The 22,313-nt window shown below is 74.7% G+C and carries 16 protein-coding genes; 8 read left to right on the top strand and 8 right to left on the bottom strand.

From position 1 onward, the window contains the following. The first annotated feature begins 11 nt into the window (after positions 1–11). Positions 12–4,823 (top strand): hypothetical protein, encoded by a 4,812-nt coding sequence (locus tag ACFY7H_RS28825; RefSeq protein ID WP_388943780.1) that lies wholly within the window; start codon positions 12–14, stop codon positions 4,821–4,823. Between the two features lie 62 nt (positions 4,824–4,885). On the opposite strand, the gene ACFY7H_RS28830 is transcribed toward ACFY7H_RS28825, so the two are convergent. Then, positions 4,886–5,272 carry a hypothetical protein gene (locus ACFY7H_RS28830; RefSeq protein WP_388943783.1) on the bottom strand — a complete coding sequence of 129 codons (387 nt, stop codon included), beginning with the start codon at positions 5,270–5,272 and terminating at the stop codon, positions 4,886–4,888. Between the two features lie 369 nt (positions 5,273–5,641). Between ACFY7H_RS28830 and ACFY7H_RS28835 the strand changes: the two genes are divergently transcribed. Genes ACFY7H_RS28835 through ACFY7H_RS28850 form a run of 4 tightly spaced genes read left to right on the top strand, consistent with a single transcriptional unit; the run spans position 5,642 to position 9,968 of the window. Then, complete coding sequence (locus ACFY7H_RS28835; protein WP_388943785.1) at positions 5,642–8,467, top strand: nitrate- and nitrite sensing domain-containing protein; 2,826 nt, start codon at positions 5,642–5,644, stop codon at positions 8,465–8,467. After that, positions 8,464–8,901: a roadblock/LC7 domain-containing protein gene (locus ACFY7H_RS28840; protein WP_388943788.1), complete on the top strand. Its 438-nt coding sequence runs from the start codon at positions 8,464–8,466 to the stop codon at positions 8,899–8,901. The genes ACFY7H_RS28835 and ACFY7H_RS28840 overlap by 4 nt, the downstream gene beginning before the upstream one ends. Before the next feature lie 10 nt (positions 8,902–8,911). Next, positions 8,912–9,343 carry a DUF742 domain-containing protein gene (locus ACFY7H_RS28845; RefSeq protein WP_388943790.1) on the top strand — a complete coding sequence of 144 codons (432 nt, stop codon included), beginning with the start codon at positions 8,912–8,914 and terminating at the stop codon, positions 9,341–9,343. Beyond that, complete coding sequence (locus tag ACFY7H_RS28850; protein WP_388943793.1) at positions 9,324–9,968, top strand: ATP/GTP-binding protein; 645 nt, start codon at positions 9,324–9,326, stop codon at positions 9,966–9,968. The genes ACFY7H_RS28845 and ACFY7H_RS28850 overlap by 20 nt, the downstream gene beginning before the upstream one ends. 199 nt (positions 9,969–10,167) lie before the next feature. Here the strand turns inward: ACFY7H_RS28850 and ACFY7H_RS28855 are convergent, their stop codons facing one another. From ACFY7H_RS28855 to ACFY7H_RS28865, 3 genes are read right to left on the bottom strand one after another with little or no spacing between them, the layout of a single operon-like run. Next, positions 10,168–11,358 carry a lipid-transfer protein gene (locus ACFY7H_RS28855; RefSeq protein WP_388943796.1) on the bottom strand — a complete coding sequence of 397 codons (1,191 nt, stop codon included), beginning with the start codon at positions 11,356–11,358 and terminating at the stop codon, positions 10,168–10,170. Beyond that, complete coding sequence (locus ACFY7H_RS28860; RefSeq protein ID WP_388943832.1) at positions 11,355–11,789, bottom strand: Zn-ribbon domain-containing OB-fold protein; 435 nt, start codon at positions 11,787–11,789, stop codon at positions 11,355–11,357. The genes ACFY7H_RS28855 and ACFY7H_RS28860 overlap by 4 nt, the downstream gene beginning before the upstream one ends. A gap of 54 nt (positions 11,790–11,843) precedes the next feature. Further along, positions 11,844–12,557 (bottom strand): M15 family metallopeptidase, encoded by a 714-nt coding sequence (locus tag ACFY7H_RS28865; protein WP_388943799.1) that lies wholly within the window; start codon positions 12,555–12,557, stop codon positions 11,844–11,846. Positions 12,558–12,580: 23 nt separating this feature from the next. Here ACFY7H_RS28865 and ACFY7H_RS28870 point away from each other — a divergent pair, with 23 nt between their 5' ends. Next, the gene (locus tag ACFY7H_RS28870) at positions 12,581–13,102 is read left to right on the top strand and encodes an NUDIX domain-containing protein (protein WP_388943801.1); all 522 of its coding nucleotides are present in this window, start codon (positions 12,581–12,583) and stop codon (positions 13,100–13,102) included. A 185-nt stretch (positions 13,103–13,287) separates the two neighbouring features. Here ACFY7H_RS28870 and ACFY7H_RS28875 read toward each other — a convergent pair whose 3' ends face one another. Beyond that, positions 13,288–13,866 carry a hypothetical protein gene (locus tag ACFY7H_RS28875; protein ID WP_388943804.1) on the bottom strand — a complete coding sequence of 193 codons (579 nt, stop codon included), beginning with the start codon at positions 13,864–13,866 and terminating at the stop codon, positions 13,288–13,290. Positions 13,867–13,972: 106 nt separating this feature from the next. Further along, on the bottom strand, positions 13,973–16,348 hold the full coding sequence (locus ACFY7H_RS28880; protein ID WP_388943807.1) for a TIM-barrel domain-containing protein: 2,376 nt from the start codon (positions 16,346–16,348) through the stop codon (positions 13,973–13,975). A 211-nt stretch (positions 16,349–16,559) separates the two neighbouring features. Between ACFY7H_RS28880 and ACFY7H_RS28885 the strand changes: the two genes are divergently transcribed. Both ACFY7H_RS28885 and ACFY7H_RS28890 read left to right on the top strand, forming a co-directional pair. After that, complete coding sequence (locus ACFY7H_RS28885) at positions 16,560–18,536, top strand: acetoacetate--CoA ligase (RefSeq protein WP_388943809.1); 1,977 nt, start codon at positions 16,560–16,562, stop codon at positions 18,534–18,536. Positions 18,537–18,594: 58 nt separating this feature from the next. Beyond that, positions 18,595–19,521 carry a hypothetical protein gene (locus tag ACFY7H_RS28890; protein ID WP_388943812.1) on the top strand — a complete coding sequence of 309 codons (927 nt, stop codon included), beginning with the start codon at positions 18,595–18,597 and terminating at the stop codon, positions 19,519–19,521. A gap of 82 nt (positions 19,522–19,603) precedes the next feature. Here ACFY7H_RS28890 and ptsP read toward each other — a convergent pair whose 3' ends face one another. Both ptsP and ACFY7H_RS28900 read right to left on the bottom strand, forming a co-directional pair. After that, complete coding sequence (ptsP, locus tag ACFY7H_RS28895) at positions 19,604–21,274, bottom strand: phosphoenolpyruvate--protein phosphotransferase (RefSeq protein ID WP_388943815.1); 1,671 nt, start codon at positions 21,272–21,274, stop codon at positions 19,604–19,606. Between the two features lie 80 nt (positions 21,275–21,354). Further along, positions 21,355–21,804 (bottom strand): PTS glucose transporter subunit IIA, encoded by a 450-nt coding sequence (locus ACFY7H_RS28900; RefSeq protein ID WP_388943818.1) that lies wholly within the window; start codon positions 21,802–21,804, stop codon positions 21,355–21,357. Positions 21,805–22,313: the final 509 nt, after the last annotated feature.

A 22,313-nucleotide genomic window follows, 5' to 3' on the forward strand; every position in this document is an offset into this window, starting at 1 on the left:
AGTCCGCCGCCATGTACGAGCTGTCCCGGATCCGCCTCTACTCCATCGGGCCCGCCGGCGCACGCTACGCCGACACCGTGCTCGACCTGCGCGGAGTCGGCGAACCGGTGCCCCACCCGGCGCCCGCCCAGGCGGAGTTCTTCGAGGACGAGCCCACCGGCCCGCCCCGGCGCCCCGCGCCCGCGGGCGTGCTCTTCCTGGAGAACGGCGGCGGCAAGTCCGTCCTGCTCAAGCTGATCTTCTCGGTGATGCTCCCCGGCCACCGCAACACCCTCGGCGGCGCCAGCTCCGGCGTCCTGCGCAAGTTCCTGCTCGCCGACGACTGCGGCCACGTGGCCCTGGAATGGCAGCACACCCAGACCGGCGAATGCGTGGTCGTCGGCAAGGTCAGCGAATGGCGCGGCCGCCAGGTCTCCAACGACCCCCGCAAGTTCGCCGAGGCCTGGTACTCCTTCCGCCCCGGGCCGGGACTGAGCCTGGACAGCCTCCCGGTCGCCGAGGCCACCTCCGTCCGCCCGCCCGTCGAAGGCGCCTCCGGCGCCCAGGGACGCCGCCGCACCATGAAGGGCTTCCGCGACGCCCTCACCGAGGCCGGCAAGGCGTACCCGCACCTGGAGGTGTACTGGGAGGAGATCCACGACCGCTGGAACGAGCACCTCACCGAACTCGGCCTGGACCCCGAACTCTTCCGCTACCAGCGCGAGATGAACGCCGACGAGGGCGAGGCCGCGGGACTCTTCGCGGTCAAGAAGGACTCCGACTTCACCGACCTGCTGCTGCGCGCCGTCACCGACACCCGCGACACCGACGGCCTCGCCGACCTGGTCCACGGCTTCGGCAACAAACTCGGCCGCCGCGCCGAGCTGATGGCCGAACGCGACTTCACCGCAGGCTCGGTGGACCTCCTGAACCGCATCGTGGAGGCCGCCGAGACCCGCTCCCGGCTGCGCGACGTCCACGCCGGAGCCGAGCGCCGCACCCGCACCCTCGCCCGGCGGCTGTCCGCCCGCGCCTCGGAGGAACGCGGCCGCGCCGCCGACCTCGCCCAGCGGGTCACCGACGCCGCCCACGCGGTCACCGCCGCCGAGTCCCAGCGCGCCCGCAGCGCCGCCGTCTCCGCCGAACTCGCCTACCGGCACGCCTCCCTGGCCCTGACCGTCGCCGACAAGGCCGCCGCCGCCCAGCGCCGCGAGCTCCTCGAAGCGCGCACCCTGCACTCGGCCTGGCAGGCCGCCGAGACCGTACTGCGCCACCGCGCCGCCGCCGACCGCTCCGCCCGCGTAGCCGCCGCGATCCTCGAGGCCGAACGCGACGCCGCCCCCGCGCTGGCCGCCCGCGCCACCGCCGCCGCCGAACTGGTACGCGCCCTGCACACCGCCGCCGAGCAGGGCGAACGGGCCGCCAACGAGGAGGAGGAACGCTCCGCCGAACTGCAGGCCGTCGGCGAGACCGCCCACCGCGACGCCACCTCGGCCGCCACCGCCGCCCAGCGCGCCCGCAGCGAGGCCGAGCACCTGCGCGCCCGCCTCGCCGAGGTCGAGCAGGAGACCGCCGACGCCGTCCGCGCCGGCTGGCTCGACGACACCGCGCCCGACGCCGACCCGGCCCGCGCCGCGCTCGCGGCCAGCGACGCCGAGAAGGCCGCCGTGGCCGCCTGGGACGAGGCCCGCGAGGCCGCCCGCAGCGCCGCCGAGGCCGCCCGCGAGGCCGCCTCCGCAGAGTCCCGCGCCGAACTCACCGCCGCCCGCGCCGCCGACGCCGCCGACGCCGCCGAGGCGGCCCACGCGGCGGAGGACCGCGCGGCCGCCTCCCTGGCCGCCTCACCGCGCCTGGCGGAGCTCCTGGGCCTCCCGCCCGTCCCCGAGACCTTCCTGCCGCACCCGCGCGCGGGCCGCGCCGCCGACTCCGCCGCCGGGTCCGTGGCGGCCCCCGCGGGTTCCGGTACGCCGGGCGGGGCGGCGGGCGGGCCGTCGGGCCGGGGTGCCGCCGAACCCGTCCCGGCCGCGAGCGGCGGCACCCCCGGCCGCGCGGGCGCCACCACCGCGACCGCCGGCGACCCCGGCCGCCCCGGGGCGGCCGGACCCACCGCCGGAGGACTCACCGCCGAGGACCTCGACCGCAACGCCGACACCCTCCGCGAACTGCTGGCCGACACCGTCGGCTCCGCCGAACGCCAGCTGTTCGAGCTGCGCACCGCCGCCGCCGACGACGCCCGCATCCTCGGCGCGCTCGGCGACGGCGGCCTGCTGCCGCCCGGCCCCGACGTCCTCGCCACCGTCGAGTACCTCGGCGAGCACGGCATCCCGGCCCTGCCCGGCTGGCGCTACCTCGCCCAGTCCGTGGACCCCGCCGACCACGCGGCCGTCCTCGCGGCCCGCCCCGAACTCGTCGACGGCGTCGTCATCACCGACCCCGACACGCACACCCGCGCCCGCGAGGTGCTCTCCGGCGCCGCCCTGCTGCCCCGCTCCACCGTCGCCGTCGGCACGGCCGCCGCCCTGCTGGCGCCGGTCCCGCCGGCCGCCGGTTCCGACGACGCCGTCTTCCTCGTACCGCCGAACCCGGCCATGCACGACGAGCACGCCGCCGACGAGGAGCGCCAGGCGCTGCGGGCCCGCGCCACCGCCCGCGACACCGAGATCCGCGACCTGGCCGCCCGCCTCGCCGGAGACCGGGAGCTCGCCGCCCGGCTCGCCTCCTGGCGCACCGGCTGCCCGCCCGGCCGTCTCGCCGAGCTGGCGCGACAGGCCGCCGCCGCCCGGACGTTCGCCGAGGAGGCCGACGCCGAGCTCGCGGAGGCCCGTACCGCACGCGCCGAGGCGGACGAGGCCGCCGCGGACGCCGCACGCGTCCGCGACGAGCGCCAGGACACCGCCCAGCGCGCCCGCCGCGCCGCCGACGCCCTCGCCGGCCTCGCCCACCGCCTGCGCGAACGCTCGGGCTGGCAGGCCCGCGTCCGTGAACTCGCCGAGGAGGCCGCCGAGTCCGAGGCCCGGGCCGAGGCCTGCCTCGACCGCGCCCGCGCCGCCGACGAGGACCGCCGCGCCGCCCAGCGCGCCGCCGACGACGCCCGCCGCACCGCCCGCGCCCTGCGCGCCGAACGCGCCGAGATCGCGGGAGCCCCCGAGCCCCTCCCCGAGGACGACGGCTCCGACGGGCACCGGCCGCCGCTGCCCGACCTCCGCGAGGCCTACCGCGCCGCCTCCCGGCTGTACGAGAAGGTCGGCGTGGGCGCCGACCTGCGCGCCGAACAGGCCCGCGCCGAGAGCGACGAGAGCGCCGCCCTCGCCGAACTCGACCGGCTCACCAACAAGGTCCGCACCCGGGCGGCCCAGCTCCTCGAGGGCACCGACGGAGCCGACGGCCCCTCCCGGCAGGCCGCCGCCGCCCGCGCCGAGGCCCTCGTCCAAATGCTGGAATCCCGTGCCTCCGCCGCGAGCGAGCAGCTCGGCCGGCTGCGCGGCGAAGCCGAACGGCACGCCCCCGCCGAGGGCGACGCGCACACCGAGCTGCCCGAGGAGCTGGTCCCGGCCGACGTCGAACAGGCCCAGGGCCTGCTGCGCACCGCCACCGCGCAGCTCGCCGCGCACTCCGCGGCCGTGGAGTCCGCCCGGGCCGCCCACGCCGACCTGCTGCGCGCCCACCGCGCCGCCGAGGACGGCGCCGGAGGCTTCGACGAGACGGCGGTCCTCCTGCGGGACCTGCTGCGCGACCAGAACCACCCGGAGGACGAGCAGGAGCCCGCGGCCCACGCCGGCACCCTGGAGGAGGCCCGGCAGTCCGCCGCCGAGGCCCGGCGCTCCCTGCGCGCCTGCGCCGCGGACCTCTCCGCCGCGGAGTCCGCGGTGCGCGAGGCGAGCGACGTCCTGGTCCGGCACGCCAACGCCAACCGCTACGAGCAGGTACGCACCCCCGCGCGCCAGCAGATCCGGGAGCTGCCCGCTTCCGCCCTGCCCGAGCACGCCGCCGCCTGGGCGGCCGCGTTCGCCCCGCGCCTGCGCGTGCTCACCGACGAACTCGCGCAGCTGGAGCGCAACCGCGACAGCATCGTCGACCGGCTGCGCGGCCTCGTGGAATCCGCCCTGGCCACCCTGCGCTCCGCCCAGCGCCTCTCCCAGCTCCCCGAGGGCCTCGGGGAGTGGTCGGGCCAGGAGTTCCTGCGGATCCGCTTCGAGGAGCCCGACCAGGCGACGCTCACCGAGCGGCTCGGCGAGGTCATCGACGAGGCCACCCGCACGGCCGTGAAGAAGAACGCCGCCTTCGGCGAGGGCCGCCGCGACGGCATGTCCCTGCTCCTGAGGGGCGTGCAGGCCGCCCTCGAACCCAAGGGCATCTCCGTCGAGATCCTCAAGCCCGACGCCGTGCTGCGCGCCGAGCGCGTACCCGTCGGCCAGATGGGCGACGTCTTCTCCGGCGGCCAGCTGCTCACCGCCGCCATCGCCCTCTACTGCACGATGGCCGCGCTGCGCAGCAACGACCGGGGCCGCGACAAGCACCGTCACGCGGGCACGCTGTTCCTCGACAACCCGATCGGGCGCGCGAACGCCACGTACCTGCTGGAGCTCCAGCGGGCCGTCTCGGACGCCCTCGGGGTCCAGCTGCTGTACACGACGGGCCTTTTCGACACCACGGCACTAGCCGAGTTCCCGCTGGTCATCCGGCTCCGCAACGACGCCGACCTGCGCGCGGGCCTGAAGTACATCAGCGTCGAGGAACACCTGCGCCCGGGTCTGCCGCAGCCGTCCCCGGAAGGCGAGACGATCCACGGCGAGATCACCGCCACCCGCATGTTCCGCCGCACGGGAGCGGCCTCTTCCGCATGACGCCCTCCCGGGCCGGGGCGACTACCCCGCTTCCTTCCGCATGACGCCCTCCCGGGCCGGGATCACCCCCGGCCCGGGGCCGTCAGGCGGCCCTCGTGGCCCGGTATGCGGCCCCGGCGGGGTTCGCGCGCCGCGCTGCTCGGTTCCGACAGGACGCCGTGGCGCTGGTTCCACATCTGGCGGGTGATCCACACGTCCAGCACCGCCCAGGTGGCCACGATGGTGGCCGCTATCCCGATGAGCACCATCGGGAAGGCCAGCCAGGACCCGGTCAGCGCGAGGAAGAACGTGATCGTGGCCTCCGTCAGCGTCACGGCGACGATCAGCACCGCCCGCACCGCCGACGACCGCACCGGGTCCGGCATGCGGCGCCGCCGGGCCGGCTCCTCCACCCACAGGCCCCGCCCCGGCACCCCGGCCGCCGCGCCGTCCTCTTCGTACATCCTCATGGTCCGCTCACTTCCCGGCCGCCGCTCCGCCATGCCGCGCCACGCGCCCGCCCCGCACCGCCATTCCCTGCCCTGTCCGTCAGACGACGGGGAGCACCCGGAAAGTTCCGTATACCGGACCCGGAACGCAGAATTCCAGCCATCCGTTCGAACAAGGGACCTGATACCCCACCACGTGTCATCTGCCACATATCGGCGCGGACTTGACCGGAGGTATCGGACAACTGGTGATCTTCGTCCGGCGGGCAGGCCGAAAACGTCCGGACACCCCTGCGTAGCCGCTCCATGTCAGTAGTAGGCTCACGCCGTTTAAATGACGGAACACCGACCCCTGACAACGGGGTTGAGCTGGGGGAGGCTGGGGAGGCCATGCGCTTTCGCGGGAAGTCCATCCGCCGGAAGATCGTGGCGTTGCTCCTGGTGCCGCTCGTCTCCCTGACCGCCCTCTGGGGCTTCTCCACGGTCATCACCGGCCGGGAGGCAGTACAGCTGCTCGACGTCGCGTACGTCATCAAGAAGGTCGGCTACCCGATGGAGGACGTCGTACGCGTCGTCCAGAAGGAACGCAGGCAGACCCTGGTCGTCCTCGGCGATCCGCGCGCCGCCACCGCCACCGCGGAACTCACCAAGAGCCGCACGGCGACCGACACGATGGTCCGCTCCATCACCGCGAACGCCCTCGACCCCCAGGTCACCGACGAGCTCAGCCCGCAGGCCCGCCAGCGCCTGCGGTCGATCACCGAAGCCTTCCGGGGCATCACCGCGCTGCGCCGCTCCGTCGACCAGGGCTCGCTCAGCCCCGCCCAGGCCCTGGACCTCTACAGCCGGCTCGTCGACCCCTGCTACGAGTTCCTGATGAATCTCCACGCCCTGGAGAACGTCGAGATGGACCAGCAGGGCCGCGCCCTCGTCGGCATCACCCGCGCCCGGGAGACCCTCTCCCGCGAGGACGCGGTCGTCGCCTCCGCCCTCGCCGCCGGCAACGTCGCCGCCGGCGACGTCCGCCGCGTCTCCGACTTCGCGGCCAACCGCGGCCTGCTGTACGAGTTCAACCTCGCGATCCTGCCGGCCGAGGACCGCAAGCTCTTCCAGCAGTACTGGAACGGCCCCCAGACCAAGGCGCTGCGCGACGCGGAGGAACGGTTCATCACCGGCGGCGCCGGCAAGAACCCCCGCATCACCGCCGCCCAGTGGGACGAGGCCGCCACCAAGGTCCTGGGCGACCTCGCCACCATGGGCACCGCCGCCGGCGACCGCTACCAGAAGCGCGTCGAGCCGATCGCCGTCGGCGTCCTCGTCCAGGCCGCGGTCGCGGGCGTCCTCGGCTTCCTCGCCCTCGCCTTCTCCCTCGTGATGTCCGTGCGCATCGGCCGCGACCTCATCCGGGACCTCTCCCGGCTCCGCAAGGAGGCCCACGAGGCCTCCGGCGTCCGGCTGCCCAGCGTGATGCGCCGCCTCGCCGCCGGAGAGACCGTCGACGTCGAGACCGAGGCACCCCGCCTGGAGTTCGAGAAGGACGAGGTCGGCCAGGTCGGCCTCGCCCTCAACAGCCTCCAGCGCGCCGCCGTCGAGGCCGCCGTCAAGCAGGCCGAGCTGCGCCGCGGCGTGTCCGAGGTCTTCGTCAACCTCGCCCGCCGCAACCAGGTGCTGCTGCACCGCCAGCTGACCCTGCTCGACACCATGGAACGGCGCACCGAGGACACCGAGGAACTCGCCGACCTGTTCCGCCTCGACCACATGACCACCCGCATGCGCCGCCACGCCGAAGGCCTGGTGATCCTCTCCGGCGCCGCGCCCTCCCGCCAGTGGCGCAAGCCCGTCCAGCTCATGGACGTCGTACGCGCCGCCGTGGCCGAGGTCGAGGACTACGAGCGGATCGAGGTGCGGCGCCTGCCCCGCATCGGCATCGAGGGCCCGGCCGTCGCCGACGTCACCCACCTGGTCGCCGAACTCCTCGAGAACGCCACGGTGTTCTCACCCCCGCACACCGCCGTCCAGGTCCACGGCGAACGCGTCGCCAACGGCTTCACCCTGGAGATCCACGACCGCGGCCTCGGCATGAACCCGGAGGCGCTGCTCGACGCCAACCTCCGGCTCGCCGAGACCCCCGAGTTCGAGCTCTCCGACACCGACCGCCTGGGCCTGTTCGTGGTCAGCCGCCTCGCGCGCCGCCACAACGTCAAGGTCGTCCTCCAGCCCAGCCCGTACGGCGGCACCACCGCGGTGGTCTTCCTCCCGGCCGACCTCCTCACCGAGGCCCCCGACACCAACGGCAGCGGCATCCGCCTCGACGCCGTGAAGGGGGTCCGGGGCGTCAGGACCGGCCCGGGGGCCAAGAGTTCCGCGCGGCCCGGGCGGACCGCCGTCGACCGGGCCCAGTCGGCACGCCGGCTGCCCGCCGGCGTCCTCAACGGCCCGGTCGAGCTGGAGGACCCCCTCGGCCCCCTCGGTCTCCTCGGCCCGGACGGTCTCGACGACCCCGCCGGACTCGACGAGGTCGCCACCGGATTCACCGGCATCACCGGCCTCACCGGTGTCGGCGGCCGCCCGCCCATGGCCACCCTCGACGACGAGACCCCGCCCGGCGGGATCCCGCGCAGCGCCCTCCTCGGCACCGACTCCGCGGACCGGCCCCTGCGCGGCCACCCGCACGGCGCGGGGCGCGCCGAGCGCGGCCCCTGGAAGCCCGACCGCGACCGCGAGCGGGAGCCGCTGCCCCCCACCGGTCCGGTCCGCCTGGAGAGCTCCCGCCCCGAGCCGGCCCACCCGGACGGCCCCCGGGCCGGCGGAACCGTCCCGCTGCCCCGGCGGCGCCCCGCGCCCACCCTGGTCGCCGAGCACGGCCGCCGGGTGGAGCCCCGCCCGGCCGCCGTCAAGGGCCCGGCGCGGCCGCGTACCGCCCCCGAGGAGCCCGCCGCGGCGGGCGGCCCCGCGCCCGGCCCCGGAGGCTTGCCGCGCCGGGTCCGCCAGGCGAACCTCGCACCCCAGCTCAAGAACGCCAAGGCCCCCGCCGCGGCGCAGCCCTCCGACGACCCGGTGACCGACCGGGACGCGGAGGACGTACGCACGCGCATGTCCGCCCTCCAGCGGGGCTGGACGGCGGGCCGCGACCAGCACGCACAGCAGCAGTCCGAGACCGAGGCCGGCCGCTCCGGCGCCGGTCCCGCGCACGAGAACGAAGGGGACGGTCGATGACCGCACCGCAGACCGTAAACGACACCAGGGGCCGCGGCTCCGGCCCGCTCAACTGGCTCCTCGACGAGCTCGTCGACAAGGTCGGCAGCATCCGCAAGGCGGTGGTCCTCTCGGGCGACGGCCTGCCGACGGGCAGCTCCAAGGACCTGACCCGCGAGGACAGCGAGCACCTGGCCGCCGTGGCCTCCGGCTTCCACAGCCTGGCCAAGGGCGTCGGCCGCCACTTCGACTCCGGGCGGGTCCGCCAGACGGTGGTCGAGCTCGACGAGGCCTTCCTCTTCGTCATGGCCGCGGGCGACGGCAGCTGCCTGGCCGTGCTCTCCGACTCCGACTCCGACGTGGGCCAGGTCGCGTACGAGATGACGCTCATGGTCAAGCGCGTAGGCGACCACCTGGCGACCGCCCCGCGCTCCGGACTGCCAGCCGGAGGGTGAGACGGACGGCATGAGCGATCCAGGCCAGGACCACCCCACGCCCGACCGTCCGACGCCCGAGACCGGTCACCCGCACTGGTTCGACGACGAGGCGGGTCCCGTCGTACGCCCGTACGCCATGACCCGCGGCCGGACCAGCCACGCCGCCCAGCACCGCCTCGACCTGATCGCCCTCGTCGTCGCCGAAGCGGCGGCCGACGATCCGGTCTGGGACATGACCCTCTCCCCGGAACACGCCCACATCCTCGGGCTGTGCCGGGAACGCCCCCAGTCGGTCGCGGAACTCGCCGCGGACCTCGACCTCGCCATCGGCGTGGTCCGGGTCCTGATCGGCGACCTCGTCGACGAGGAGCTGGTCCACGTGACCCGGCCGGTCCCGCCGGCCGAACTGCCCGATGAATCCATTCTGCGAGAGGTGATCGATGGCCTTCGGGCGCTCTAGCCGCACCGGCGCGATGCATGCCGTGTCGCCGGTCGAGCCGCTGACCCTGAAGATCCTGGTCGCGGGCGGTTTCGGGGTGGGCAAGACCACCCTGGTCAGCGCGGTCAGCGAGATCCGCCCGCTGCGGACCGAGGAGCGGCTCTCCGAGCCGGGTGCCGCCATCGACGACACCGGGGGAGTGGAGGGCAAGAGCACCACGACCGTGGCCATGGACTTCGGCCGCATCACCCTCCGCGAGGACCTGGTGCTCTACCTCTTCGGCACGCCCGGACAGGACCGCTTCTGGTTCCTGTGGGACGAGCTGGCACAGGGCGCCCTGGGCGCCGTCGTGCTGGCGGACACCCGCCGGCTCGCCGACTGCTTCGCCGCCATCGACTACTTCGAGCGGCGCGGCATCCCTTTCCTCGTCGCGGTCAACTGCTTCGACGGGGCCGACCGCCACCCGGTGGTGACCGTACGGGAGGCGCTCGACCTCGACCCCGAGGTGCCGGTGCTGCTCTGCGACGCGCGCGACCGGGAGTCCGTCAAGGACGTCCTGGTGGGAGTCGTGGAGCACGCCATGTCGCTGGCCCGGGCCCGCCGCCGGACCATGAGCGCCTCGTCCGAGGTCCTGTCGTCAAAGTAGCGCCGCCGGGGGGGGGACTCCGACGGCAAGGCCCGGCCGGGTCCCCGCGTGGAGGCGGCCCGTACCCCCGCCGACTGGGGTACGGGCCGCAGCTCTCATGGGGGGTCGGGGGGTCCCGGTCGCGCGGGACCGTGGAGCGAGTGTGAACCCGCCGCCCGGGGCCGTCAAGCACCCTGACGGCAGCATTTCCCCGCGCCGCTCACCGCACGGCCACCACCGCCGAACCGTGCCCGAACAGCCCCTGGTTGGCGGTGATCCCGGCCCGTGCCCCCGGCACTTGACGGGCGCCGGCCGTACCCCGCAGCTGCCAGGTCAGCTCGCACACCTGGGCGATGGCCTGCGCGGGCACCGCCTCCCCGAAGGAGGCCAGCCCGCCGCTCGCGTTGACCGGCACCCGCCCCCCGAGCGCCGTCGCCCCTTCCCGTACGAGCTTGGCGCCCTCGCCCTCACCGCACAGCCCGATGTCCTCGTACCACTCCAGTTCCAGCGCGGTGGACAGGTCGTACACCTCGGCCAGCGACAGGTCCCGCGGCCCCAGCCCCGCCTCCTCGTACGCGGCACGGGCGATCGAGGCCCGGAAGGAACCGGCCTCGGGCACCACGGCGGCCGCCGAGTCGGTCGCGATGTCGGGCAAGTCCAGCACCGTACGCGGATACGTGGGCGTCACCGTCGACACCGCCCGGATCCGCACCGGGGCGGCCACCCCGCGCGCCCGCGCGAAGTCCATGCTGCTCAGCACCAGCGCCGCGCCCCCGTCCGAGGTGGCGCAGATGTCCAGCAGCCGCAGCGGATCGGCCACGAGCGCCGAGGCCGCCACCTCCTCGGCGGTGACCGCCTTGCGGTACCGGGCGTTCGGGTTGTGCGCCCCCGCCGCCGAGTTCTTCACCTTGACCAGCGCGAAGTCCTCGGCCGTGTCCCCGTGCAGGGCCATCCGGCGGCGGGCGTACAGCGCGAAGTAGGCGGGGTTGGTCGCCCCCAGGATCCGGAACCGCAGCCAGTCGGGATCGTCCGGCCGGTCGCCCCCGGCCGGGGCGAAGAACCCCTTGGGCGCGGCGTCGGCACCCACCACCAGCACCACGTCCGCCAGCCCGGCGAGGATCTGCGCCCGGGCCGCCCCGATGGCCTGGGCCCCGGAGGCGCAGGCCGCGTACACACTGGTGACCCGGGCTCCCTGCCAGCCGAGCGCCCGCGCGAAGGTGGCCCCGGCGACGTAGCCCGGGTAACCGCCGCGCACGGTGTCGGCGCCGACGACGGACCGCACGTCGGTCCACTCCAGCCCGGCGTCGGCGAGCGCGGCCCGGGCGGCGGCCCGCCCGTACTCGACGAAGCCGCGGCCCCACTTGCCCCACGGGTGCATGCCGGCCCCCAGGACGGCCACGTCCTCGCTCACCGCGCCCCCTCCACCGGCTTGAACCACCAGGTCAGCCAGGTGGTCGCGGCGTCCTCGTCCAGCACGCCGGGGACCACCTCGACCTCCATGCCGACGGTCAGGTCGGCGACCGTCACCCCGGGCGCCGCCTGCCCGAGCACGACCATCCGCTCGGCCTCCAGCTCCACCGCGACCAGGGTGTACGGCTCCCAGGGCGCGTCCGGGTCGGAGACGTAGGGGGCGGGCGGGCGGTACCGCCCGTCGGTGTAGGACCAGACCCGGCCGCGCGGGGACAGCGGTACCTCGGCGAGCTCGCCGCCGCCTGGGCAGTGCGGATTGCGGCAGTACGCGTCCTCGCGCGGGAAGAACACCGTGGTGCAGGCGGAGCACCGGGTGCCGAGCAGGCGGAAGCCGCCTCCGGCGCCCGCATCGGTGAACCACCCGCTCACCACGGGTGTGCGTGTGCGTTCCAAGTCCCCTCCCGGGCAGCGTGATCTGACGGAGCGTCAGAAGTCTGCCACGGGCCGTCCCGCCGCGACAGAGACCGGGAAGTCGAAGGCGGTCTCCGGGAACGCCTCCGGCCGCAGGGTGAAGTGCCACCACTCCTGCGGCAGGTTCACGAAACCCTGCCCCTGCAGGACCCGCCGCAGCAGCAGCCGGTTCTCCCTCGCCGCGCCCGTCACCCGCGGATCGTCCGTGTTCGACAGCGGCCCGAAGAAGTCGAAGGCCGTCCCCATGTCCAGCTCCCGCCGCGCCGGCAGCGCCACCAGCGTCACGTCGACCGTGCTCCCGCGGCTGTGCGAGGACCTCGCCGCGATGTACCCCTCCGGAATCAGCCGCTCCTTGTCCAGGTCCGGGTAGTACTCGGCCTTCGTCGACTGGTCGGCCGGGTCGCCCGCCCAGCGCACGAACCGGTCCACGGCGCGCTGCGGCCGGTAGCAGTCGTACACCTTCAGCGCGTACCCGGACCGCAGCAGCTCCCGCTGCGCCCGCCGCAGGGCCGCGGCCGCCGGACGGGCCAGCAGGCACACCGGCTCCTCGTAACCGTCCACGGCGGCACCCGTGAAGTTCCGCGGGCCCGCGTACCGCATGTCCTCCACGATGCTCGGATCCACGTCCCGCAACGCCACGAACCCCGGCACCCCCGCCGAGGCCCCCGGCACCCCCGCCGAGGCCCCCGGGAGCACCGCCAGTACCGCCGCAACCACCAGCGTCCTCATGCCCCTTGGCATACCATCGCCGCATGCCGGCACAGCTGAGGGACGCGCACTGCTCCACCTGCGGAGCTCCGTTCGACACGGACTCCTGGCCCCGGACGTGCCCCGCGTGCGGCGCCGTCACCTACCGCAACCCGCTCCCGGTGGCCGTGGCCCTGCTCCCCGCCGAGGACGCCGCCGGCACCGGCCTGGTGGTCGTCACCCGCAGCATCGAGCCGGCCCTGGGCGGCATCGCGCTTCCGGGCGGGTTCGTGGACTTCGGCGAGGACTGGCGCACGGCCGTGGTCCGCGAACTCCGCGAGGAGACGGGCATCGAGGCCCCCGCCGCCGACGTGGCCCTCGCCGACGTCCTCAGCTCACCGGGAGGCCACCTCCTCGTCTTCGGCCTCCTGCCGACGCGGCCGGCCTCGGCCCTCCCCGCCTCGGCCGCCACGGACGAGACGACGGGCTGGCACCTCCTGCGCTCCCCGGCGGAACTGGCCTTCCCCCTCCACACGCGCGCGGCGGCCGCCTGGTTCGCGGGCCACTACGCCCGGCAGGGCGCCTGAGGACGGCGGCCTCGCCCGGCAGCCGCTTCCACCGCTCGGCGACCGGCTGCCGGCCTGCCCCAGGGGCACGACGCCGTGTCCCCCCACGCGCCCTGACCGCGAACGGCCCGGCGGCCGGCGCCACGGCGCGTACGCGGGCCGGGCACAGGGGTCCGCCCCGCACGGGACCCGCCCCCGAGCCCCTGCTACACGGGCAGCTCCATCAGCAGCGACGCCAGCCCGACCACCCCCACCACCGTCCCGGCGACCACCGCGCCCCGCGCCCACAGCGCCCCCGCGGGTAAGGGCCGCGCCCGCTCCCGCAGCACCGCCCCGACCGCCAGCGGCAGCAGCGCACCCGCCGCGCACCCGGCCCACACCACACCGAAAACCGGGACGGGAACGCCCTGCGTCCCCAGCCACCACCGCACCAGGGCGGCCGCCGGCGCCGACACCGGGGCCACCAGCACCCCCACCGCGACCGGCCGCGGCCACGCGCTCACCCGGGCGGTCCAGCGCCCCAGCGCCGCGAGGGCCTTGACCAGCAGCAGGCCGTGCAGGAACCCCGCCACGCCCAGCAGGGCAGCGGCCACCCCGAGCTCGGAAGGCGAACCGGCCGGAACCACCCCGGTGACCAGCAGCAGGGCCCACACCGTGAGCGGCTGCCACGCCCCCACCACCTCGGAACCCGGCACCCGGTCCCATCGCCGCACGGTGGCCAGCACCCGCCGGCCCGGCGCCAACCGGTCCGGCGCGTACGCCCGCGCCGGGCTCGTCAAGACCATCACACACTCCCTGCTCAACCGGACCGGCGACGGCGGACCCGCCGCCGCCCGCAGGATCCCCGGCCCCCCTCCACCGGAGCTATACGCCCCATGGTCCCGATTCGCCCTACAGGCCCCGCACCTCCACCCCGCTCACCGCACCCCCCGCCTCGTCCTCCACCACCACCGCCCCACCGGCCCACCGCACGGTGTACCGCTCCACCTCGCCCGCCTCGAACCCCGGCCCCGGATCCCGGATCACCACCCCGCCACCCGTCCGCCCCCGGGCCGGGGCCCACGCCTCCAGGCCCACCTCCCCGTTCCCCCGCCGCACCGGAAGCACCGCCCCCGCCCGCGCCAGCACCGGCATCCGCCCCGGCGGGGCGTCGAACAGCACCTGCCCGGGCCCCTCGTACGCCACCCCCGTGGCCGTGTCGTACCAGCGCCCCCGCGGCAGCCGCACCGCCCGCCGGTCCGCCCCGCACTCCAGCACCGGCGCCACCAGCAGCGCGTCCCCCAGCAGGAACGCGTCCTCGCAGTCCCGCAGCCGCCGGTCCTCCGGCGCCCCCCACCACACCGGCCGCACGTACGGCGCCCCCGTCCGCCGCGCCAGATGGGCCAGCGTCACGAAGTACGGCCGCAGCCGCTCCCGCTCCGCCAGCACCGCCCCGGCCCGCTCCGCGACCTCAGGCCCGAACTCCCACGGCTCCCGCCGCCCCGCCCAGAGCGCCGAATGCGTCCGGAACAACGGCAGGTACGCCCCCAGCTGCAACCACCGCAGGTACAGCTCCGGCGACGGAGACCCCCCGAAGCCCCCCACGTCCGGACCCGAGTACGGCACCCCGCACAGCCCGAGCCCCAGCACCAGCGCCAGCGACGCCCGCAGCCCCTCCCAGCTGCTCTCCACATCACCGGACCACGTGCCCCCGTACCGCTGCATGCCCGCCCACCCCGACCGGGAGAACAGGAACGGCCGCTCGGCCGGCCGCAGCCGCACCAGACCCTCCCATCCGGCCCGCGCCATCAGCAGCCCGTACACGTTGTGCGCGGCCCGGTGGTCCCCGCCCGCCCCCTCCAGCGCGTGCCGTGCCGACCGGGGCAGCGTCGCGTCCCCCCACGGCGCGAACGACACCGGCTCGTTCATGTCGTGCCAGAAGCCCGCGAAGCCCTGCGCCAGCCGCTCCTCGTACAGCCCGCCCCACCACTCCCGCGCCGCCGGGTCCGTGAAGTCCGGGTACGCGCACTCGCCCGGCCAGACCTCGCCCCGCACCTCCCGCCCCCGCGCGTCCCGTACGAACGCCCCGTGCGGCCCCACCGCCCGGCCCGAGGCATGCACCGCGTCCCCCGCCTTCACCGCCGGGTCGACGATCGACACCAGCCGAACCCCGCGCGCCCCCACCTCCCGCGCCAGCCCCCGCAGATCGGGGAACGCCTCCCGGTCCACGGTGAACACCCGGTGCCCGTCGAAGTGGTCGATGTCCAGGTGCACGGCCGACAGTGCCAGCCCCCGCTCTTCGTACCCGGCCACCACCCGCCGCACCTCGGCCTCGCTCCCGAACCCCCACCGCGCGTGCTGGTAACCCAGCGCCCACTCCGGCGGCACCGCGGCCGCCCCCGTGAGCCCCGCCCACCCCTGCATCACCCGCGCCGGCGTCCCCACCAGCACCCAGCACCTCGGCGGCCCGCCCTCCAGCCGCAGCTCGCTCACCCCCGGCCGGTCCGGCCCCGAGCCGGCCCCCTCCTCACCCCCGCGCAGGACGACCAGCCCCTCCCAGGGGTTGTCGTAGAACGCCAGGTGCGTCCCCGCGTCCGCCACCACCACCTGCACCGGCATCGTGATGTACAGCGGATCCGTGTCCGGCCCGAACCCGCCCTTCGGATCCGTGTTCCACAGCCGGTACTCCCCGTCCCGCAGCCGCGGCCCCCGCGCCCTGCCGCCCAGCCCGAAGAACCGCGCGTCCGCCGGCACCTCCGCCCGCTGGAGCCACCGCGAACCGCCCTCCGCCGGCCCCCGAGCGCCCTCCGCGCCGTCGCCGCCCTCCGCCGGGTCCCACCAGCGCGGCGGCAGCTCCCGCCGCAGCACCGCCCCGCCCGGCGTCCGCACCTCCACCGCACCGTGCCGGGACACGGCCACCGTCACCCGCTCCGACACCACCCGCCAGCCGCCGCCCGTGTCCGGCTCCAGCACCGCCCGCGCATCCGGCTCGGGGCCGGTGCCCACCACCGCGTACGACGGCACCGGCTCGGCCCCGTCCCAGCCCCAGAACACCGCACCGCCCACGGTCACCCGTACCAGCAGCTCACTGCGCGCGAACCGCAGCACACCACCGCCCGGCCGGGCCTGCGTACCCGTCAGCAGGCCCGGCACCCGGGCCCGCTCCGCGCCCCGGCGCGGCAGCCCCTCGGCGTCCGCCCGCCGGTGGCGCCACGCCGAGCGCCAGGCCCGCCGTCCGCGCGCCGTACCGAGTTCCCTCACCGCACGCACCAGACCACGACCGTCCATGCCGGTCACCCTGCCACCGGACCCCGGCCGCGCGGGCGGGGTTCAACTGCCGTTCACCCGGAAAACGATCAGCCCGTACGCTCCGGGACGGCTCTGGTGCGGATGTCGATCACATGGCATGGTCCCTGTGAGCCGCCGCGCGCACACCGACGCCGCGACGGCGCCGTACGCACACGAAGCGCGAGCGCCAGACTTGACCGGGAGCCGACCCATGACCTCTGCCACCCAGCCGGAACCCCTCTGGTCCCCGAGCCCCGACAGGATCGCCGGAGCCCAGGTCACCCGCTTCCAGGACTGGGCGGCCGAACGCTTCGGCGCCCCCGCCGACGGCGGCTACCCGGCCCTGCAGCGCTGGTCCGTCGACGAGCTCGACACCTTCTGGCAGGCCGTCGCCGAGTGGTTCCAGGTCCGCTTCCACGCCCCCTACCAGGAAGTCCTCGCCGACCGCTCCATGCCGGGCGCACGCTGGTTCACGGGATCCACCCTCAACTACGCCGAGCACGCCCTGCGCGCCGCCGAGGACCCGGCCCGCGCCGACGACCCCGCCCTGCTCCGCGTCGACGAGACCCACGAACCCACCCCCGTCACCTGGGCCGAGCTCCGCCGCCAGGTCGGCTCCCTCGCCGCCGAGCTGCGCGCCCTCGGCGTGCGCCCCGGCGACCGGGTCAGCGGCTACCTCCCCAACATCCCCGAAGCGGCCGTGGCCTTCCTCGCCACCGCCGCCGTCGGCGGAGTGTGGACCTCCTGCGCACCCGACTTCGGTGCCCGCAGCGTCCTCGACCGCTTCGAGCAGGTCGAGCCCGTCGTGCTGTTCACCGTCGACGGCTACCGCTACGGCGGCAAGGAGCACGACCGCCGCGAGACCGTCGCCGAGCTCCGCGAAGGGCTCCCCTCGCTGCGCGCCGTCGTCCACGTCCCGCTGCTGGGCACTCCCGCCCCCGAGGGCACCCGCGCCTGGTCGGAGCTGACCTCCTCCTCCGCCGAGCCCGTCTTCGAGCCGGTCCCCTTCGACCACCCGCTGTGGATCCTCTACTCCTCCGGCACCACCGGAGCGCCCAAGGCCATCGTCCAGTCCCAGGGCGGCATCCTCCTCGAGCACCTCAAGCAGCTCGGCCTCCACTGCGACCTCGGACCCCACGACCGGTTCTTCTGGTACACCTCCACCGGCTGGATGATGTGGAACTTCCTCGTCTCCGGTCTGCTCACCGGCACCACCGTCGTCCTGTACGACGGCAGCCCCGGCCACCCCGACACCGGCGCCCAGTGGCGGATCGCCGAGCGCACGGGGGCCACCCTGTACGGCACCTCCGCCGCCTACGTGATGGCCTGCAAGAAGGCCGGCGTCCACCCCTCCCGAGACTTCGACCTCTCCGCCGTCAAGTGCGTCGCCACCACCGGCTCCCCGCTGCCCCCCGACGGCTTCCGCTGGCTCCACGAGGAGGTCGCCGAAGACCTCTGGATCGCGTCCGTCAGCGGCGGCACCGACGTGTGCAGCTGCTTCGCCGGCGCCGTCCCCACCCTCCCCGTCCACATCGGCGAGCTCCAGGCCGCGTGCCTCGGTACGGACCTCCAGTCCTGGGACCCGGCCGGCAAGCCCCTCACCGGCGAGGTCGGCGAGCTCGTGGTCACGGCCCCCATGCCCTCCATGCCGATCCGCTTCTGGAACGACCCGGACGGCAGCCGCTACCGCGACAGCTACTTCGAGATGTTCCCCGGCGTCTGGCGCCACGGGGACTGGATCACGATCACCGACCACGGCTCCGTCGTCATCCACGGCCGCTCCGACTCCACCCTCAACCGGCAGGGCGTCCGGATGGGCTCCGCCGACATCTACGAGGTCGTCGAACGCCTCCCCGAGATCAAGGAATCCCTGGTCATCGGCCTGGAGGAGCCGAACGGCGGCTACTGGATGCCCCTCTTCGTCCACCTCGCCCCCGGCGCCACCCTCGACGAGGCACTGCGCAAGAAGATCGCCGCGACCATCCGCGAGCAGCTCTCGCCCCGCCACGTCCCCGACGAGGTCATCGAGATCCCGGCCGTCCCCCACACCCTGACAGGCAAGCGCATCGAGGTCCCCGTCAAGCGCCTGCTCCAGGGCACCCCGATGGACAAGGCCGTCAACCCAGGCTCCGTCGACCACCCGGAGCTGCTCGCCTTCTACGAGGAGCTCGGCCGCACCCGGAGGTGACTGTCAGTGGCGGTGGTTACCGTGAGTGAGCAAGTGATCGCACGCTCAGGGGGAAACCATGAACGCCACGCCCGACACACCGCACACCACGAACCGCAGGACCACCACCTCGCGCCGCCGTGCACTGCGCCGCGAGGTCCCCAGCACCGTCGGGCTCCTCACCGACCCCGGGGACTTCGCGGCCATGCGCGACTACCGCACCTTCGGCTTCGACCAGCACGAGGAATACGCCGACTACCTCCACCACGTCGACGCCCTGCTGCGCTCCCTCGCCGCCCAGGGCATCCACACCACCGTCGCCCTCTTCGACCCCGGGGAGTACGCCGACTACTGCGCGGAACACGGCCTCGACCCGGACAGCCCCCGCACCCGCACCCGCTTCACCGCCGAGCTCGCCGGCGGCCCGACCCTGCCCTACGCCGGCCAGCCCGTCGAGGAACTCGTACCGCTCCTCGTCGACGAAGCCGTCCGGCAGTCCACCTGGGAGTACGCCACCGAGCTCCTCGCCGGCGTCGGAGCCTGTGCGGACTGCGGCGAGGACATCGGCAAGGCCTCCTTCGAACGGGCCGCCGACATGCTCGAACGCCTCGTCGCCGGAGCCGGCCCCGGCCACCACCACCTGGTGTGCAGCGTCCCCGCCGAGGAGCAGCAGCTGATCGCCGTCCTGCACGCCGAAGCGGCCGGCCGGCCCGGAGGCCGCCCCCGCGTCCAGGGCCGTGAAGGCCTGGACTTCGTGACCGTCCTCGCCGCGGGCCTCGCCCTCGGCGGCGCCGGGGGACTGGTCCTGCGGAGCACCACCGACGGCTTCCGCGACCGGGTCCACGGCTGGCGCCTGGACCGCGGCCGCCTGGTGGCCCTCACCGCCGCGGCCGTGTTCGACGCCTACTGCACGGACGCCGACACCGGCGACCCCGTGCCCCCGGAGCCTGGAGTCGAATACTGCCCCGGCTACGAGGTGGACGTCCCCGGCCCGCACCGCGAGTAGACCGCCCGGCACCCGCACCGGGAACGCCCGAGGGGCCCCCGCCACCGGCGAAGGCCCCTCGGACGCCCAGGCGTACCGCCCGCTACTCGCCGGACAGCACCGCCTGCGCGGCCCCCCGCGCCTCCTCGGCGCTGTCGGCGGCGCGGGCGGCGGCGGCCGCCCGCTCGCACTGCGCGAGGGTGTACTTGGCGAGCGTCGCCCGCACGTACGGAATCGAAGCGGCGCCCATCGACAGGGAGGTGACCCCCAGACCCGTCAGGACACAGGCCAGCAGAGGATCCGAAGCGGCCTCACCACACACACCGCAGCTCTTGCCCTCCGCGGCGGCGGCCTCGGCCGACATCGCGATCAGGTCGAGCAGCGCCGGCTGCCAGGGGTCCTGGAGCCGCGACACCGCACCCACTTGCCGGTCGGCGGCGAAGGCGTACTGCGCGAGGTCGTTCGTACCCAGCGACAGGAACTCCACCTCCTGGAGGATCGAGCGCGCCCGCAGCGCGGCGGAGGGGATCTCCACCATCGCCCCGAACTTCGCCACCACACCGGCCTCGCGGCACGCGTCCGCGAATGCCTTCGCGTCCTGGCGGTCGGCCACCATCGGGGCCATGACCTCCAGGTAGACCGGCAGCCCCTCCGCGGCCTTCGCCAGCGCGGAGAGCTGCGTGCGCAGCACCTCGGGGTGGTCCAGCAGGGTGCGCAGACCGCGCACGCCCAGCGCCGGGTTCGGCTCGTCCGCCGGCGTCAGGAAGTCCAGCGGCTTGTCGGCTCCCGCGTCCAGCACCCGTACGACGACACGCCCCTCGGGGAACGCCTCCAGCACCTTGCGGTACGACTCGATCTGCTTCTCCTCGGACGGCGCCTTCTTGCTGTCGTCCAGGAACAGGAACTCCGTACGGAACAGGCCCACGCCCTCGGCCCCGGCCTCCACCGCGGCCGCCACGTCCGCCGGCCCGCCGACGTTGGCCAGCAGCGGCACCTTGTGGCCGTCGGAGGTCGCACCCGGACCGGAAGAGGCGGCCAGCGCCGCCTTCCGCTCCGCCGCCGCGGCCGCCAGCTGGGCCCGCTTCTCCGCCGTGGGCTCCACGTACAGATCACCGGTGCTGCCGTCGACGGCGATGACCGTACCCTCGGCGATCTCACCCGCACCGGGCAGGGCCACGATCGCCGGCACACCCAGCGCCCGCGCCAGGATCGCGCTGTGACTGGTCGGGCCGCCCTCCTCGGTCACGAACCCGAGCACGAGCGTGGGATCCAGCAGCGCGGTGTCGGCGGGAGCCAGATCACGGGCGATCAGCACGTACGGCTCGTCACTGTCCGGCACGCCCGGCATCGGCACGCCCAGCAGCCGCGCCACGATCCGGTTGCGCACGTCGTCCAGGTCGGCCACCCGCCCGGCCATGTACTCGCCGGCCCCCGCGAGCAGATCGCGGTAGGACGCGAACGCGTCGTAGACAGCGCGCTCGGCGGTGCTGCCGACGACGATGCGCCGGTCGACGTCCGACATCAGCTCGGGGTCAGTGGCGATCATCGCCTGGGCCTCGAGCACGTGCTGGGCCTCGCCGCCGGCCAGCTGGCCGCGTGCGATCAGGTCGGCCGACACGGCCTCCACGGCCTGACGGGCGCGCCCCTGCTCGCGCTCCGCCTCGTCCGCGGCGATCTGCTTCGCCGGCGGCTCGAGCACAGCCGTACCCATGTGCCGGACCTCGCCGATCGCCACACCGTGGCTCACGCCGACGCCTCGCAGCGTTGTCTCCATTTCACCCGTCTCCGATTGAGCGGCGGATCCAGCCGCCGCGATGGATATCCGACTCCGGCCCGCCCGTGCGGGCGGGCACGTCACTGCCAGCTGAAGAGCTGGTCCCCGGCCTTGACGTCGTCGTCCTCCATGACGCTGCCGAGGGAGTCGGCCGTGGCCTCGAGCGCCACGACCGGGCAGATCGGCGACTTGCCGGCGGCCTCGACCGCGGCGGGGTTCCAGCGGATGACGGCCTGACCGCGGGTGACGGTGTCGCCCTTGTTGACGAGCAGCTCGAAGCCCTCGCCGTTGAGCTGGACGGTGTCGATACCGAGGTGGGTGAGAACACCGTGGCCCTCGCTGTCGACGACCACGTACGCGTGCGGGTGAAGGGAGACGACCACACCGTCGACGGGGGACACCGCCTCCGACGCCTCGCGCACGGGGTCAATGGCGGTGCCCGGTCCCACCATCGCGCCGGAGAACACCGGATCGGGCACTGCCGCGAGTCCGATGGCGCGCCCGGCGAGTGGGGACGTCACGATGGTCATGGGGGCCTCCCAGGGGGTGGGGCTTCTTGGTGCCGCCGTCACTACGTGTTGCGAACGGCGTACTCGTCAGAAGGATATGTCACGGGTTGTGCGGGTTCGCCCGATGTTGATCCCGATCCGGGCTGGACCCTTCCGCACGGAGACTAGTGGACTAGACCGGTGGACTAGACCATACGCGGGATTCGATTTGCCCGCTCCCCCGGGGAGATGTACAGTCGTGAGTCCCGCCAGGACGGACCGCGTAAACACCTCGCGAACAGTCGGGACGGGATTCCTCCTCAACCAGTGATCGCTTCCATCTCCACTTGATCCTTTCCGTATGCCCTCAGGGCGAAACGGCAAGCGGTCGGAGAGACGGAAATTCGCTGATAGAGTCGGAGCCGCCGGAAAGGGAAAGCGCGAAAGCGCAGAACACTCGAAGGCGCCGAGGAAATCGGACACGAAAGAGTCTGATAGAGTCGGAAACGCAAGAACGAAGAACAGAACGAAAGCCCGGAGGAAAGCCCGAG

The sequence above is a fragment of the Streptomyces sp. NPDC012794 genome (genome assembly GCF_042901085.1).
Taxonomy (GTDB): domain Bacteria; phylum Actinomycetota; class Actinomycetes; order Streptomycetales; family Streptomycetaceae; genus Streptomyces.

Bases quoted from the DNA above. Each gene is read 5' to 3' on its own strand.
- ACFY7H_RS28825 (WP_388943780.1), top strand. From the start codon at position 12: ATGTACGAGCTGTCCCGGATCCGCCTCTACTCCATCGGGCCCGCCGGC.
- ACFY7H_RS28875 (WP_388943804.1), bottom strand. From the start codon at position 13,866: ATGGTCTTGACGAGCCCGGCGCGGGCGTACGCGCCGGACCGGTTGGCG.
- ACFY7H_RS28865 (WP_388943799.1), bottom strand. From the start codon at position 12,557: ATGAGGACGCTGGTGGTTGCGGCGGTACTGGCGGTGCTCCCGGGGGCC.
- ACFY7H_RS28890 (WP_388943812.1), top strand. From the start codon at position 18,595: ATGAACGCCACGCCCGACACACCGCACACCACGAACCGCAGGACCACC.
- ACFY7H_RS28900 (WP_388943818.1), bottom strand. From the start codon at position 21,804: ATGACCATCGTGACGTCCCCACTCGCCGGGCGCGCCATCGGACTCGCG.
- ACFY7H_RS28835 (WP_388943785.1), top strand. From the start codon at position 5,642: ATGCGCTTTCGCGGGAAGTCCATCCGCCGGAAGATCGTGGCGTTGCTC.
- ACFY7H_RS28885 (WP_388943809.1), top strand. From the start codon at position 16,560: ATGACCTCTGCCACCCAGCCGGAACCCCTCTGGTCCCCGAGCCCCGAC.
- ACFY7H_RS28880 (WP_388943807.1), bottom strand. From the start codon at position 16,348: ATGGACGGTCGTGGTCTGGTGCGTGCGGTGAGGGAACTCGGTACGGCG.
- ACFY7H_RS28830 (WP_388943783.1), bottom strand. From the start codon at position 5,272: ATGAGGATGTACGAAGAGGACGGCGCGGCGGCCGGGGTGCCGGGGCGG.
- ptsP (WP_388943815.1), bottom strand. From the start codon at position 21,274: ATGGAGACAACGCTGCGAGGCGTCGGCGTGAGCCACGGTGTGGCGATC.
- ACFY7H_RS28870 (WP_388943801.1), top strand. From the start codon at position 12,581: ATGCCGGCACAGCTGAGGGACGCGCACTGCTCCACCTGCGGAGCTCCG.
- ACFY7H_RS28840 (WP_388943788.1), top strand. From the start codon at position 8,464: ATGACCGCACCGCAGACCGTAAACGACACCAGGGGCCGCGGCTCCGGC.
- ACFY7H_RS28850 (WP_388943793.1), top strand. From the start codon at position 9,324: ATGGCCTTCGGGCGCTCTAGCCGCACCGGCGCGATGCATGCCGTGTCG.
- ACFY7H_RS28845 (WP_388943790.1), top strand. From the start codon at position 8,912: ATGAGCGATCCAGGCCAGGACCACCCCACGCCCGACCGTCCGACGCCC.